The sequence below is a fragment of the Fibrella forsythiae genome, from assembly GCF_017353175.1.
Lineage (GTDB): Bacteria > Bacteroidota > Bacteroidia > Cytophagales > Spirosomataceae > Fibrella > Fibrella forsythiae.
Genome location: NZ_JAFMYW010000007.1, coordinates 237,220 through 251,370, shown reverse-complemented (window position 1 = coordinate 251,370; position 14,151 = coordinate 237,220). Strand labels below are relative to the sequence as shown.

The following is a 14,151-nucleotide window of genomic DNA, read 5'->3' as shown; positions in this document are numbered from 1 at the left end:
GCTGATCGAGAGCCTATCGAAAAGAAAATCAGTATCACGTTTTAAGTCTGTCACCCTCATGGAGAAATTTAAATTTGTGACCGAATATGAGCTTCGGGCCTCTCCAAAAGTGCTTTTCCCCTACATCAGTAGCGCCTCAGGTCTATCGCAGTGGTTTGCCGCCAAGGTAAATACCCTGCCTGAACATAAATTCGATTTCATCTGGGACGACGAGAGTCACCCGGCTAAACAAACATCGCTACGTCAAAATAAAAGCGTTCGTTTCGAGTTTCTGAATACGGGCGAAAATGGGCACGATAGTAATTATGTCGATTTTCGGGTCGACGTTAGTGAACTCACTCAGGCAACGTACCTGCGCATTACCGACTACTCGACCAACACCGATGAAGAAGACCTGCAGGATATGTGGGACGGAATGGTGCACAAACTGAAAGAAATTGTTGGCTCCTGAGGTAGGTAGCCAACAACACACCAGCCAAACAGGCACCGAGCCTGGCTATTGGCAGTTAAAAATCTATAATCAGAAATGGGTAGTGAACAATGAACTGTGTAGCCTGCGTTACATTGATTGGGGCAACTCTGCTCATTTGGTAAGGGCCACTATTCGTTACACGTGAAAAAAATTGACAAACTTGTTCTGAAGTCGTTCTTCGGACCGTTCTTCCTGACATTAGCCGTCGTTATCTTCATCTTCCTGATGCGACTGCTGATGCTGTATATTGAGGAATTTGTTTCAAAAGACATCACACTCGTCACCTTCGGGCGCCTGCTGTACTTTTTTGCCGTTCTGACCGTACCGACCGCCCTGCCGCTTGCGGTGCTGCTCTCATCGCTGATGACGTTCGGTAATCTGGGTGAATTCTTTGAGTTGACAGCCATGAAAAGCGCGGGCATTTCACTGACCCGTGCCTTACGGCCCTTGTTGGTACTGGCTGTGCTGTTCATGGGTTTTTCCTTCTGGTTCAATAATAATGTGGCGCCATGGGCCAATCTGAAAGCCTACAGTCTACTGTATGATATCAAAACGGCGAAAGCTGCGCTGAACCTCAAAGAAGGAATTTTTTATAACGACCTGCCCGGATACAGTATCAAAGTAGATAAGAAGCAGGGCGACTCGCTGACCAATCTGGTTATCTACAAGAACAGTTCGTCGGGTATAGAATCGGGTAACCGCGAAATCATTCTGGCAAAGTCGGGACGGATGTACACGGATCCCAGCCGCTCCTATCTAGTGTTTGAGCTTACCAACGGTAACGATTATCAGGAATATAACGATGGACGATCGGCCGTATCCTACACGGGAAGTGGTACTGTCAAAACAACGCAGTTCATGCGGAATGGCTTCAAACACTATAAGCTGGTAATCAGTCTGGAATCATTTGGTCTGCACAGGACCGATGAGCAGCAGTTTGAATATCATCCCTACATGAAAACGCTGACGGAGTTGACAACTATCGCCGATTCATTGAAGAAAGATGCCACCAGAGCAAGCTTGACTGTGGCCGGTTCATCACGAAACTACTATACGTATCAATTTAAGGATGAGGCTGTTGTGAAAGATAAAAAGGTAACAGAGGGAAAGTGGATCGATACGGTGCTGGCTCGCCCGCTTCATACATCCAACCCGGTTGAGGTTGAGCAACTTGCCCTGTCGCAGGCGCAGAATATGCTGTCTTATGTGCAATCAAACATCCTGTATCTGGCCGAAAAAGAGAAAAGTTCGTATGCGTACGAGTTGGAAAGTCATCACAAGTTCACCCAGTCGGTATCGGTATTCATCATGTTTTTGATTGGTGCACCGTTGGGGGCCATCATTCGGAAAGGGGGGTTTGGCTTACCCGTGCTGGTATCGATTATCTTCTTCATTGTCTTGTATGTGCTTACGCTACTTGGCGACAAATTCGCCAAAGATGGTGCCTGGCCAGTTGTGCTGGGTGCCTGGATGGCTAATATAGTCTTGCTGCCGGTCGGGCTCTATCTCCTTCGGCAAGCTCGGCTCGACTCGCGCCTGTTTGATAAAGATGCGTATCTGATTGCCTGGAACCGACTCAAAGCACGGTTCGGAAAAGATAAACAGCCTTTGTCAGTTCCTGTCAGTTAGCGCCCGCGAAGCCCCGCTCGCGTCGGCCTGGGGGCGTAACAACGTACCTGACAGCTGGGTTGCGATGGCTATAACCCGCAATCCCCAATCGTTTACTGAATAAACCAACTTACTGATAACCAGTTATTTGTTATTGGGTTGGTTTTTTTACGCCTAGTGTTACTTTTTAACAGACAAGCCGGTGTAACCTGGTTATTGCGTGTCGACGCTGCTCTTCTGTGCTCCCCCGACTGTCGGGTCCTATTTATTGGGCTATGCCTGAGGCTAAGCCATTGCATAAGGTTGATAGCCTGCAAACTGATGAAGAAGTTAATCTATAACGTTAACTGAAAGTGGATATGCCTTCATATAATGTTTTAGAAAAGTATGAAGCGGGAATACCGGTGCGTAAATTTTAGTTTCTGATAAATGCATATCCTGTCATATCGGTTATTTTAGATGTTTTGCGGTTTACCCATAGATGTTATGACATATTTACAGGACAATGAATCTATCAGAGCAAATTTCAAGCGTGCCCGAATTTTAGTTGTTGAAGACAATGATGATTATTGGGTGCTCATACAGCGGGCTATGTTACAGATGTTGCCCGAAGTAGTACCAATACGCGCTGCCAGCCGTGATCAGGCCCACGATTTATTGGCCGAGTGGTCACGTGATGAATGGGATATGCCCAAGCTTGTCTTGCTCGACTTATACCTTCCGGAGCGAAATCAGGGATGGCAAGTGCTTTCCGACATCAGAGGCCTGACGGCCCCTTTCAACCAGGTCCCCGTTGTTATGTTGAGTAGTTCGAATATGCAGGCCGATATTAGTGAAGCCTACCGAAGAGGAAGTTCGTCATACCTGGTTAAGCCTACCGTTTTCACAGAGTGGCTGGATTACTTTAAGCAGTTACGTACCTATTGGTGGGAAACTGTTACGCTCCCACCAATGAGGCTCGCTTTCTAACTGACTTTACAACGCCACTGGCAGGGCTGCCGTACGCAGCCAGAATTGACTGATTCGCTCGATAGTCAGGCCGAGTGGGGTCTGGCTATCAGGAATCGATATCACCGAGTTGGCCCGACGGCGATAGCTATCCGTAATTGCATCATCAATGGGTGGAACAAGCATAACAATCGGGATTTGCCCAAACTGCTCATCTTCTTTCAACTGCTGCAACGTATTGAGTCGCTCCAGGGTCGACGTACGCGCATCCAGAATGATCAGTGTCGGCAGTTCATCTGCCGACAGCAAACTCAGCACGCGGGGTAGATGGCTGCTTTGAACAGACGTGTGCAACACGTACTGCGGCCACCGGGATTCGAGTGCCCATTTGATTGATTGCGTGTTGCTGTCTTCTGTGGCCAGCAGAACGGTCCTCGTGGGCGTAGCTGGCGACTCGGCTGATTTCAGGGGCGTAATCGGTGGTTCAACGACCTTCTCAGGTTCCGGTGCCGCAACGGCAGTCACTTCGCCGTCTGGCGAGAGGTATGGCTGAAGTGCAGTGGCAACTTCACGCCATCGCCGTCTGCTGACGGGCAACACAATACCCCCTTCGAGTTGCACGCTGCCCGCCATGCGCTGCCTGGGCGGTTGTTGTAACTTTTCAACACAGGCAGGATTGACAAGGGCTGTTTTATGCACCCGGATAAACTCCGTCAGTTGGGTTTCCAGGTAGCTGATTGGCTTTGCCAGCATTTTCTTCTCCCCATTCCGGAAGTGTAGCCATGTGTAGTTATTCGCGCCTGCTAGATAGGCAATTAAAGCTGGATGCCGAATGGCTGGTTTAACAACGCTCATAAGTTGAGTTGGAAAAAATGTGCAGCTAGCGTTTAAAGTAATTTTGATAACATAATCCGAAGCGTAGAAAACCATGCAGACCCGCGGAATGGACGAACAACGACTGCATCCGGACAGGAGATAATTGGTATCTCTGCCCGGGCCAGTCTGTCCAGCCAGTTGTCTTCATGGTGTTGTTTCCTGTTTAGCCACTCATCAAATCCACCGACCTGCTCAAGCAATGCGCGTCGGCAAAATAAATTGGCCCCTGCCGAAGCCACTATTGGATGGTTGGGCAGAGGGTACTGTACTCGACCAATAATTACCTGCGCTCCATTGTGAAACAGCGGCAACGCCGTAGTTAACCACAGGGGCTGGGGCAGACAGTCGTCGTGGGTAAAGGCAATGAACAAGCTATTGGCCAGTCGCCAACCCCGATTACAGGCAGCTGCCTCATTCCGGTCGCGTCGCTGACTTACATACCGAACGGATAACCCCAACAGGTTTGCCGTTTCCTTAACCATATTTGCCGTCGCCCGGTCGTCGGCCTGATCGACCACGATAATTTCGAACTGGCTGGGTGAAAGCTTCTGCTGTGCTAACGCCAGTAAACAAGCTCTAAGCTTAGCTTGTCGGAGACAGGTGGGTATCACAACAGTAACAAGCGGGTTCATCTATCATCGGGCGGCGGTTTACGAACACTAAGGCTGCTTAGTCAATAAACGCTATAGGGATGATAAGCATAGTTCTGCGCCCAAATGAATGAGCTAACGGTCCTAAGGTAATGTTTTGCCTTTCTTCAGGCAGTAATAGTGAGAAAACGGGCACCTCTTTGTACACTTAGTATGGACAATTTTTGAGATAGTATAAAAAAAAGCCAGACATCGTCTGGCTTTTGGCGGTACGGCTCACTCAATCGATGAACCGTTCAGTAACAAATCTGCGTCGCATTCCGGGTCGGGGCTGGAAGAAGTACAGTTCAACGCAACACGGCCCATCCGAGGCAACGGTATTACACGGGTATCTGCTCGAATTTGACAGCGGCCTGTCCATGCTCATTTTTAAAAGCAGCCCGGGGACGGATGTTCAACGTCTGGAACAGTTGTTGATCGGTGTCTACATCGGGGTTGGGGGTTGTGAGCAACTTGTCGCCGGCAAAGATTGAATTGGCCCCGGCCAGGAAACACAGCGCCTGTTCTTCAGTGGTCATCCGTACCCGACCAGCTGAAAGCCGAACCATAGCGGATGGCATCAGAATACGGGCCGTTGCGATCATGCGAATCATTTCCCAAACCGACACACGTTCCTGCTCTTCCAGTGGTGTTCCTTCAACAGGCACCAGCGCATTCACGGGTACAGACTCAGGGTGCTGTGGCAATGTGGCCAGCGTGAGCAACATACCAATCCGGTCGTTGTGCGACTCGCCCATACCGATAATACCACCCGAACAAACAGAAATACCCGCATCCCGAACGTGCCCCAGTGTATCCAGACGATCGTCGTAGGTACGTGTGCTGATAATGTCGCCGTAGAATTCTTCGCTCGTATCGAGGTTATGATTATAGGCATACAGGCCGGCATCTTTAAGCTTTTGCGCCTGCCCGTCGGTCAGCATTCCCAACGTACAACATACTTCCATACCCATGGCATTCACTCCCCGTACCATATCGAGTACGCTGTCGAAGTCCCGGTTATCGCGCACTTCGCGCCAGGCTGCACCCATACAGAACCGGCTGCTCCCCGATGCTTTGGCCTGACTGGCTGCTTCGAGCACTTCGTTTACTTCCAGGAGCTTATGCACTTTCACCTGGGTGTGATACCGGGCCGCCTGCGGGCAGTAAGCACAGTCTTCGGGACACCCCCCTGTCTTTACCGACAGTAACGTACAAACCTGCACTTCCTGTGGGTCGTGGTGTTGCCGATGTACCGTTGCTGCGCGGTAAATAAGATCTAAAACGGGGCTATTGTAAATGTCAGCGACCTCGTCGCGGGTCCAGTTTGTGCGCATAGCGTTTGAGTTGGGAGTAACAGAAAGCACTGTTACTTTAATTTATTAATCTGTTCCGTATTCCGTTTCGTGTCGATCCGACTGGCCTGGGCTATTTCAAGTGATTTAGATGCCGACTGGCGAGCCTCAGCAGTGCGTTTAGCGCGGCGGTAGGCATCAGCCTGCTCAAAATATAGATCGGCCTGCTCTCCGGGCGATGGTTTCATGGCAAGTGCCTTACCGATCCACTTGATCAGTGACGGTACATCGGCCGAGTCTGGACTGTTGCGGTTGAAAAGACGGGCCACATAAATATACTCCGGGACAGACAGCGAATGAGTGGTAATGTGGGTGTTCATCCGCTCAGCAGCCATACTGCCCTGCTTTAGCCGGAAATAGGCATTTACTTCAGGAAGTAGCGTGCGGGACGAAGCCATTTTAGGGTCAACGCCGATTCGGACCAACCCGTCGTAAACCTGTTTGATCTGAGCAGGCGGGTAGCGTCCGCCCCGGCTGCTATAAAGCGAAGACATAAGGATGTTCTCCGCTACATCGAACGCAGCTTGGCCATACTGTTTTTTGTAGGCGGCAAAGTTATTGATCAGGCTGCGAGCCAGCGGATTGTCCATGTCAATGACCAGCTTCTGCGTGACCAGCCAGTTGGTATTGGTAATGTGGGTGTTGGCAGGCTGCTGGCTGGCATATTCCTCCATGACAGCCATGTTCGTCACCGTATCGGAGATAACCCGGCTATACATAGCCAGATCGATCAGGAAATTGGGCGACTTTTCACCAGCAGCAAATCGCTGTTTCCAGGTTTGACTACGGGTTGAAGGGGCAACCGCATTGTTGGCATGACGGATCAATTCATCCGCCGAGTTTTGGCTCATCGCAAAATGCACCAGTTCACCGTTCGGTGTAAAGAACAGGAACAGGGGCAATGAAGGCACATAGAACTTCTTCGACTTTAACCAATCGCGGGTGGCTGGCAGGTTCACATCAGCCTTTGTGCTGATAAACTTGGCGTTATATGATTTTCCAACCCGGCTGTCGGCCAGCGTGGGCATGAAGCTCTGACACACGTGGCAATCGGGTGAATAGACTTCAACAAAGACCAGTTTACCCGCTTTCTGAGCCGTTTTAAACACCGTACTAAGTGGCGCTTGCTGAAAGGCAATGCCTTTCTGAGCCACCGCCTGCAGGGTGCACAACAGGCAGATTAACAGGATAGTATGCCCCAGACGGAGCCAGACAGAACGATACATAGTTAGTACGGTGAGAGGTAAAATACGCGTATTACTTGCCGGCCTGGTTTTCGGCCCTGAACTCCGCTTCCACTTTCTTACTTAAAGCCCGGCAAAGGTTATCGATATCGTCGGCCATGGCGGCATCGTTGGTGGCCGTACGGACTGTGCTGGCAATGCCGCCCATGATCTCGATCATGAAGCGCTTCATATCACCCACTTCCATGTCTTTGGTCCAGAGGTCGATTTTAAGCGTGTTGCGGTGGTAATGATCCCAAACGGCTATGGAGACACCCTTGGTGTCGTTAAGGCCTTCGTTCGGGTTGTCGGTAGCGTCCCAATAAATTTTGTCAGGTACGTTATCGTTGTCTAATTCTACAGTGAAGTTTATTTCGGATTGACGCATATTGAAGGTTGTCTTCTGTTGCGCCGCTACTTAGAAAGTTACTTCCTCAACAGCGTAACGAAGACTGATTTTTTGTCAAAATTAAGCATTAATCGAACGTGCTGGCTGTAAAACTGGCCCTTTCAGATGCTGCCAGATGACACCATAGACATCAACGGCGTTTATCTCGGGCTGTTCTACAGGCTGATCGGTCACCAGTACGGGGTAGTATTCCTTGCCAATGTTGACTGCACCATGCGATCCTTTCACGAGGGTAGCGTCCAGCGAAATAACGTCCATCAGATACCGGAATCCCAGCAACTTGCGGGCCAACTTGTAGCCCGCTTTGGCTTTGATCAGCGGATTTGTCTGGTCCATAAACAGTTCGACGGGGTCATAACCGGGCTTCCGGTGAATGTCGACAACCTGCGCGTAGTCTGGCTTTTTAGTATCGTCGAGCCAGTAATAATAGGCGAACCAGCTGTCTGATTTAGCCACGGCCACCAGGTCGCCCGAGCGTTCGTGATCGAGATGATTGGCCTTTTTACCTGCCTCATCCAGCACCTCAGCAACCCCCGGCATACCTTCCAGAAGCTTTTTGACGCGGGGAATTTGTGCCGAATCGTTTACGTAAACGTGGGCAATCTGGTGATCGGGCGCGGCGAAGGCAGCGCTGGCTCCGGCGTCGAGTAATTCGCGCCCGGCTTCGATCCGGACCGAGATGAGCCCTGCTTCGCGAAGGGCCCTGTTGATGTAGATTGGCCGGTTAACGGTGTTAATTCCGTATTCCGACAGCAGAATGATCTTCGTTTTTTTCTGCTCGTAGAAGCGAACCAGCTCAGCAACCAGCTCATCGATCTCGCGCAAATCGCTGGCGATCTTCGAGAAATCGACGCCAAACTTCTGGAGGCCATAATCAAGATGGGGCAGGTAGATCAGCGTCAGCGTCGGGTCGTGCTTATCGTCGACATACATCGATGCATTGGCAATCCACTTCGAGCAGGTGATGTTGGCGTTGGGCCCCCAGAAGGTGAACAGCGGGAACGTACCCAGCTTGGCGCTTAGTTCGTCGCGGAGTTCGGCCGGGTGGCTATAACAGTCGGGCATCTTCAGGCCGTCGGCGTGATACTGGGGCCGGGGCGTTACCGAGTAGTCCACGGAGGCGTACATGTTATACCACCAGAACATCTTGGAGCAGGTAAACGAGGGATCTTCCCGTTTGGCACGTTCCCAGATTTTTTCGGCCTGCACCAGCTTGTTCGACTGTTTCCAGAATTTCACCTCGGCGTCTTCGCGATCATACCAGCCGTTGCCAACAATGCCATGTTCGGCTGGCCATTTTCCGGTTACGTAACAGCTTTGCGACGTAGTGGTCACAGCCGGTAGTACGGGCTTGATGTAGGTCAGGTGCCGGGCGTCGATATACTGTTTCAAAAACGGCGTATGCTCGCCAATCAGGCTGGCACTCAGGCCAACAATATCAATGACTACGGTCTTGTTCATAATTCCCTGTAATGCCGAAGCTCCAGCTTCTCACATAAGCATATAGACAGTGTTTCACTACCGAAGCTGGAGCTTCGGCCCTACAGGCTCTTGCCCGTGCAACGGCGTGGTAGACGGGCTAATCTGGAAAACCAACTTGCTATCCGATGAACGTTTACGCTGGTCAGTTCATTAAACGTTCATCACTTTTTTTACCCAATCCAGTTCACGACTGATCGAAGCGCCGATGGGTAACTGGACGTCGGCCGGGAGGACGCCCCATGTGTAGGTTTCGACTTCCAACTGGTTGGTAAAGGGCTGGGTACGTTGCCGGTTCAAGACCTCGGTTACGCTATTCTGCGTAGATTGAAGGAGTCCGTAGCGTTCGAGAAAAAGCGGAACGTGAAAGTGTACACGCCATTCGCGGTGGGTTTTGGCGTCGAAATCGGCCAGGGCATCGGGTAGGTCGTCGTAGTGATTGAACGTACCATCGGCCATCCGGGCCACAACCTGATGCAGGTACGTTGGTTCGTCGAAAGCCGCAATGGCGTTATAGGTTGCCTGGGCGTCCTGATCAAATTGAAGCCGCAGGGCCGAACTGATCTGCACTTTACCCACCCGAATAGTAGCTTCATTCAGTGAGGCCAGCACTGTCTCTGTCTCTTCGTAGGCAACGGCTACATGACAAACGTCGTAGCAAAGCTGAATATGATCGCGCAGGGTAGCATCGGCTTCAGGAACGTTTAAACCGTGTTGCTCGGCCAGGTACGTTCGGGCGGCCGGTTGCAGCACGTCTGTATACCAGGCTACAAAGTCGGCTGCGTTATCGAGAAGTCCGTCCGGCTCAGGTTCAACGTCGAGGTGGAGCAGCTTTCCGGTTGCTTCACGCAGGCGAATCAACTCGCTCACAACCTGCAACATATGCTGTGTTGCCTGATGCGTTGCTTCCTGCCGGGCTTCGGGCGTTGGCCACCAGAGGCGGTAGGAGAGAGGCGACGTCGAAACCCCGCCTTCGGTTTCGCCGTCGGGCAATAGTTTGGCGAGCAACTGAAACAGCCGAATGGTATAATCGCGGCGTTCGGTGGTTGTCCAGTCGGGGGCGTGAACCCGGCCTTTTACGCGTTCATTATGAAAGCCGCCGTAGGGGAAGCCGTTCATAGTGAACACATAACAACCCGTTTCCTGAAGCCAGGCCTGAAGTTCAGCCAGCTGTTCTGGTGCCATCAGATCGATGCTCGCCTGATTAGCGAGTCTGAGGCCAAGAGGAAGCAGTGCATCCGGAGAGACAGCTTCTTTTACCGCCGGTACCTGGTCGCGCAGGTGCCGGAAATGATCAACCCAGGTTTCGCCGGGATGGATATTTGTGCAATAGCCGAGGTGCATGGGGTAGAGAGTAATTTAAGTTGTAAGTGAGTTTCAGGTGTCAAGTACGTTGCTTTTGCCAGGTTAGGCAGATAAGCAGCGCAACTTGACACCTGAAACTTGGAACCTGAAACTTACCTACAACTTATACGTTAGACAGCGAATCGACTTCCAGTTTCGATACCGCCCGACGAATCAGCGTAACGTCCATTTCGTGGACCTCAACGCCTTTGCCCAGTGCATCGAGTAGGGTAATGGTCAGCTCGCCGCCGAGGTGCTCCTGGAATTCAGCCAGGCCACGGACCAGATGTTCACTATTATTTTCGGCGAGGGCGGGGTGGAACAAATCGAAACCAACGCCCTGTAGCACATGCAGAATTCGATCGGCTTCGATCTCCTGAATCCGGCCCGCTAACTGCGAGTAAACCACATCGAGGGCGATACCGATCGCTACGGCCTCACCATGACGAATCGAAAAATCGGTCAGGTACTCCAGTTTATGGGCGGCCCAGTGGCCAAAATCGAGCGGACGAGCCGAGCCCATCTCGAACGGGTCACCCCCCGAAATGTGCTGCATGTGGAGATCGGCGCACCGATAAATCAGGTAGCTCATCGCTTCGCTGTCGCGTTGGGCCAGTGCGTCTGTATGTGTTTCCAGCCATTCGAAGAAGGGGAGGTCTTTGATCAGGGCTACTTTTACAGCTTCGGCAATGCCCGATCGCCAGTCGCGGTCATCGAGGGTTGTCAGGAAATGGGCATCGTTGAATACGGCTACCGGTGGAGCGAACGTACCGATGAAGTTTTTCTTGCCCCGATAATTCACGCCGTTCTTTACGCCTACGCCCGAGTCATTCTGCGACAATACCGTGGTGGGAATTCGAATATGCCGGACACCCCGGTGCGAAATAGCCGCCGCGTAGCCAACCAGATCGAGAACGGCACCGCCGCCAATGCCGACGATATACGAATGCCGGTCGATGCCGAACTCATTTACGGCGTCGACAATCAAATCAACCAGCGAAGGATCATTCTTTGCCGCTTCGCCGCCGGGAACAACCAGCAGATCGGCAACCAATTGAACCGCTGTGTTCTGCGCCAGGTACGTTCTGATCGCTGCCGGTAGGGTTGGGTGAGCACTCAGGACGCCTTCGTCAACGACAACCAGCATTTTTTTGACAGTTCCGCCCGAAGTCTGTTGCGCTAAAAACTGGCGGAATAAGGGGTTGTCTACGCTGAACAGTTTAGTCGTGAACGAGACGTTGTACGTGAAGGGAACGTTGAATGATTGTTGAAGTGAGGTCATTTCACAGGTAGTCAGATAAAGAAGAAAAGACAAATTTACCCACGATTACCCATGTTTTGGGCATGAATTCTAACGGGCTAAACCTTTTAAACGCATCTGTGTCCAACTGCCGATTACGTTAAACCAACACTCGAACATGAAAACGATGAAATTACTGGTTGCCGCGCTCCTGCTTTCAGCCGGTGCTTACGCCCAATCACAGCCCACACCACCCGCTACTCCAGACATGGCTGGCAGGCATCGGGGGCACGGCTCTATGACGCCTGAACAGCGGGCAGCTATGAAGGCAGAACGCAAAGCAAGATTCGATAAGATGACACCCGACGAACGGAAAGCGTTCCGCGAAACGCACCGTGCGCAACGCCAGGCCAAGCTCGACGCCCTTCCTGCCGACAAACGGGCCAAGGTCGTGGAACGGCAACGTACCCGTAAGATCCAGCGTAAACAGGAGAAGGTGAAGTAAAGAGATTGCGGATTTGGGATTACGGATTTCGGAGTTAGCAGAGGAATCCGTACCCATCCGTATCTACCGTGGAGACGCAAGATTTTGCCGGACCACGCCAGACCGTTCTCTACACCCGCATCGGCAAAACCCGTTAGCTAGTATTACGTTACCGCAAATGCTTTTGCCAGCCAGATGGATAGCGGTAGCAGCAGCAACGTACCCAGGGCGAGTTGCCAGTTACCGGATACGCTAACCCAGGCGGCATCCATTACAATCAGGGAGAGAACACCGGCTTTTACGGCGCCACCAATGTTTGATCCGATCGGGTTCTGAATTGCTTTCAGAAGCGGACGGCCAGTCAGGAAGAGGTGCAGAATGACAAAACCGACCGTTAAGTACAATGTCTGAGCACCAAGAGCCAGCGCCAATTGGGCCGAACTGACCATGAGGTAAAATCCCGCCGCCGCGTAAAGTGTCAGGCGTTTACCGCCATGTACCTCATCGCGACTGATCATGGTAATGGCGGCAATGTAAATGACCGGTACCAATGCCAGCCACCACACACCCTGAACGGCAGCGGAACCAGCAGCACCAACGCCCAGCAGCAGATTGAAGCCCCGGCAAAGGCCCATGTTTATTGGCCCAAACCATGACATGTGTTTGCCGTACCGGTCGTAGAAAACGGCGAGGCCGGCAATCAGTGCGGCTAGTCCTCCGGTGGTGGGGCCATAGAAAAAAGCGGATGCGATTCCTGCCACCAGCAAACCAACGCCCAAAGCCGATGCTTGCCCAAGGGTAACCCTACCACTGGGAATTGCCCGTTCGGGCCGTTCTACTGCGTCAAGTTCGGCGTCGAACACATCGTTCAGCACGACCCCGCCGCCGTACAGACCAACCGTCGACAGGAGTAGTAACCAGACAGGTTGCCCTGTTGATAGCGGGGAGATTCCACCTGCCAGCGCCGCCAGCGATAAACCCGCCAGCACATCGGCCACAGCCGTGACCAGGTTGGCCGGGCGCATGAGTTGGAGAAACGATTTAAGCATGAAGAGAGGTAGAGAGCAAACGAGGTAAAGCGCGAAAGAGTGGCTTAAAGCCGCTGAGAGCTCTGGCTGGCCACGCTTCCGCGCTTTACCTCGATCACACTTTACTTGATTAGTACTGAATGTTTATCTGGTCTTGGTTGCTGGCCTCCCCGCAGGATGGTGTTCCCGTTGAATTTCTGACTCTGGTCGATGGCCAGCCCGTCGGCAAAATCGGCGGTGTTGATCTGGCCACTTTGGGCAAATGCGTCGATGGCGTTCTGGTACGTAACCTGCCGAATGTGCTCAACCGGAATGCCGCGCATGACCATCAGGGCCGCTGTTTTAGGAACTGCCAGCGGGTCGCTGATGCCCCAGTCGGCGGCGGAGTTGACCATAATACGGTTGGGGCCATACTGCCGTACCACCTCGACCATGCGCTCATTCCCCATTTTTGTGAACGGGTAAATGGTAAAAGCCGCCCAGAAACCCTTATCAAGCACCGACTTCACGGTCTCTTCATTATTATGATCAACGATCACCATGCCTGGATCAAGGCCGTGTTCGAGGGCGATGGCCATGCTGCGTTCGGTACCTTCTTTTTTGTTGCGGTGGGGCGTATGAATCTGTACCGGTAAGCCGCTCTCTTTGGCTAATTCAAGCTGTGCCCGGTAGAAACGATCTTCGGCCGGTGTCTGATCGTCGAAACCAATTTCACCAATGCCAACTACCCCTTCTTTATACACGAACAGTGGCAGCAGTTCCATCACCTCCTCGGCCAGCGGTACATTGTTGGCTTCGCGCGAATTCAGTCCGATGGTGCAATAGTGCTTGATACCGAACTGCGACGATCGGAAACGCTCCCAACCAATGAGGCTGCTGTAATAATCTTTAAACGTAGCCAATCCTGTTCGGGGTTGACCCAGCCAGAAAGCCGGCTCGATCAGGGCAACAATACCGGCATCGGCCATGGCCTGATAATCATCCGTCGTGCGCGATGTCATGTGGATATGCGGATCGAAAAAACGCATGCCCTGGATATAAGCGGGGTAATCGAAC

At 52.0% G+C, this 14,151-nt stretch carries 14 protein-coding genes; 4 read left to right on the top strand and 10 right to left on the bottom strand.

Annotated elements, in window-relative coordinates:
* Nucleotides 1–58: 58 nt before the first annotated feature.
* The 3 genes from J2I46_RS22100 (at nt 59) to J2I46_RS22090 (ending at nt 3,049) form a co-directional block, all read left to right on the top strand.
* Nucleotides 59–451, top strand: coding sequence for an START-like domain-containing protein (locus J2I46_RS22100; protein WP_207331243.1), 393 nt, complete (start codon nt 59–61; stop codon nt 449–451).
* 162 nt (nt 452–613) lie between these two features.
* On the top strand, nt 614–2,101 hold the full coding sequence (locus J2I46_RS22095; protein ID WP_207331242.1) for an LptF/LptG family permease: 1,488 nt from the start codon (nt 614–616) through the stop codon (nt 2,099–2,101).
* 465 nt (nt 2,102–2,566) lie between these two features.
* Complete coding sequence (locus J2I46_RS22090) at nt 2,567–3,049, top strand: response regulator (RefSeq protein WP_207331241.1); 483 nt, start codon at nt 2,567–2,569, stop codon at nt 3,047–3,049.
* 6 nt (nt 3,050–3,055) lie between these two features.
* Here J2I46_RS22090 and J2I46_RS22085 read toward each other — a convergent pair whose 3' ends face one another.
* From J2I46_RS22085 to J2I46_RS22050, 8 genes are all read right to left on the bottom strand, one after another.
* On the bottom strand, nt 3,056–3,883 hold the full coding sequence (locus J2I46_RS22085) for a LytTR family transcriptional regulator DNA-binding domain-containing protein (protein WP_207331240.1): 828 nt from the start codon (nt 3,881–3,883) through the stop codon (nt 3,056–3,058).
* A gap of 32 nt (nt 3,884–3,915) precedes the next feature.
* Entirely contained in the window at nt 3,916–4,536 is a 621-nt protein-coding gene (locus J2I46_RS22080) for a glycosyltransferase family 2 protein (RefSeq protein WP_207331239.1), read from the bottom strand.
* Between the two features lie 338 nt (nt 4,537–4,874).
* Nucleotides 4,875–5,870, bottom strand: a complete 996-nt coding sequence (bioB, locus tag J2I46_RS22075) for a biotin synthase BioB (protein WP_207331238.1) — start codon at nt 5,868–5,870, stop codon at nt 4,875–4,877.
* 32 nt (nt 5,871–5,902) lie between these two features.
* Complete coding sequence (locus J2I46_RS22070) at nt 5,903–7,114, bottom strand: thioredoxin domain-containing protein (RefSeq protein ID WP_229379884.1); 1,212 nt, start codon at nt 7,112–7,114, stop codon at nt 5,903–5,905.
* Nucleotides 7,115–7,145: 31 nt separating this feature from the next.
* On the bottom strand, nt 7,146–7,499 hold the full coding sequence (gene gldC / locus J2I46_RS22065; protein ID WP_207331237.1) for a gliding motility protein GldC: 354 nt from the start codon (nt 7,497–7,499) through the stop codon (nt 7,146–7,148).
* 81 nt (nt 7,500–7,580) lie between these two features.
* Nucleotides 7,581–8,981: an alkaline phosphatase family protein gene (locus J2I46_RS22060; protein WP_207331236.1), complete on the bottom strand. Its 1,401-nt coding sequence runs from the start codon at nt 8,979–8,981 to the stop codon at nt 7,581–7,583.
* A 171-nt stretch (nt 8,982–9,152) separates the two neighbouring features.
* Complete coding sequence (gene eboE / locus J2I46_RS22055; RefSeq protein ID WP_207331235.1) at nt 9,153–10,343, bottom strand: metabolite traffic protein EboE; 1,191 nt, start codon at nt 10,341–10,343, stop codon at nt 9,153–9,155.
* A gap of 124 nt (nt 10,344–10,467) precedes the next feature.
* Nucleotides 10,468–11,625 carry a 3-dehydroquinate synthase gene (locus J2I46_RS22050; protein WP_207331234.1) on the bottom strand — a complete coding sequence of 386 codons (1,158 nt, stop codon included), beginning with the start codon at nt 11,623–11,625 and terminating at the stop codon, nt 10,468–10,470.
* Between the two features lie 136 nt (nt 11,626–11,761).
* Between J2I46_RS22050 and J2I46_RS22045 the strand changes: the two genes are divergently transcribed.
* Nucleotides 11,762–12,088: a DUF3106 domain-containing protein gene (locus J2I46_RS22045; protein ID WP_207331233.1), complete on the top strand. Its 327-nt coding sequence runs from the start codon at nt 11,762–11,764 to the stop codon at nt 12,086–12,088.
* 143 nt (nt 12,089–12,231) lie between these two features.
* Here the strand turns inward: J2I46_RS22045 and eboC are convergent, their stop codons facing one another.
* Together eboC and J2I46_RS22035 are read right to left on the bottom strand one after the other, a co-directional pair.
* Nucleotides 12,232–13,116, bottom strand: coding sequence for a UbiA-like protein EboC (gene eboC / locus J2I46_RS22040; RefSeq protein WP_207331232.1), 885 nt, complete (start codon nt 13,114–13,116; stop codon nt 12,232–12,234).
* Nucleotides 13,117–13,217: 101 nt separating this feature from the next.
* Entirely contained in the window at nt 13,218–14,123 is a 906-nt protein-coding gene (locus J2I46_RS22035; RefSeq protein ID WP_207331421.1) for a TatD family hydrolase, read from the bottom strand.
* Nucleotides 14,124–14,151: the final 28 nt, after the last annotated feature.

Bases quoted from the DNA above. Each gene is read 5' to 3' on its own strand.
- gldC (WP_207331237.1), bottom strand. From the start codon at position 7,499: ATGCGTCAATCCGAAATAAACTTCACTGTAGAATTAGACAACGATAAC.
- J2I46_RS22080 (WP_207331239.1), bottom strand. From the start codon at position 4,536: ATGAACCCGCTTGTTACTGTTGTGATACCCACCTGTCTCCGACAAGCT.
- J2I46_RS22070 (WP_229379884.1), bottom strand. From the start codon at position 7,114: ATGTATCGTTCTGTCTGGCTCCGTCTGGGGCATACTATCCTGTTAATC.
- J2I46_RS22060 (WP_207331236.1), bottom strand. From the start codon at position 8,981: ATGAACAAGACCGTAGTCATTGATATTGTTGGCCTGAGTGCCAGCCTG.
- J2I46_RS22100 (WP_207331243.1), top strand. From the start codon at position 59: ATGGAGAAATTTAAATTTGTGACCGAATATGAGCTTCGGGCCTCTCCA.
- eboE (WP_207331235.1), bottom strand. From the start codon at position 10,343: ATGCACCTCGGCTATTGCACAAATATCCATCCCGGCGAAACCTGGGTT.
- J2I46_RS22090 (WP_207331241.1), top strand. From the start codon at position 2,567: ATGACATATTTACAGGACAATGAATCTATCAGAGCAAATTTCAAGCGT.
- J2I46_RS22050 (WP_207331234.1), bottom strand. From the start codon at position 11,625: ATGACCTCACTTCAACAATCATTCAACGTTCCCTTCACGTACAACGTC.
- J2I46_RS22035 (WP_207331421.1), bottom strand. From the start codon at position 14,123: ATGCGTTTTTTCGATCCGCATATCCACATGACATCGCGCACGACGGAT.
- eboC (WP_207331232.1), bottom strand. From the start codon at position 13,116: ATGCTTAAATCGTTTCTCCAACTCATGCGCCCGGCCAACCTGGTCACG.
- J2I46_RS22085 (WP_207331240.1), bottom strand. From the start codon at position 3,883: ATGAGCGTTGTTAAACCAGCCATTCGGCATCCAGCTTTAATTGCCTAT.
- J2I46_RS22045 (WP_207331233.1), top strand. From the start codon at position 11,762: ATGAAAACGATGAAATTACTGGTTGCCGCGCTCCTGCTTTCAGCCGGT.
- bioB (WP_207331238.1), bottom strand. From the start codon at position 5,870: ATGCGCACAAACTGGACCCGCGACGAGGTCGCTGACATTTACAATAGC.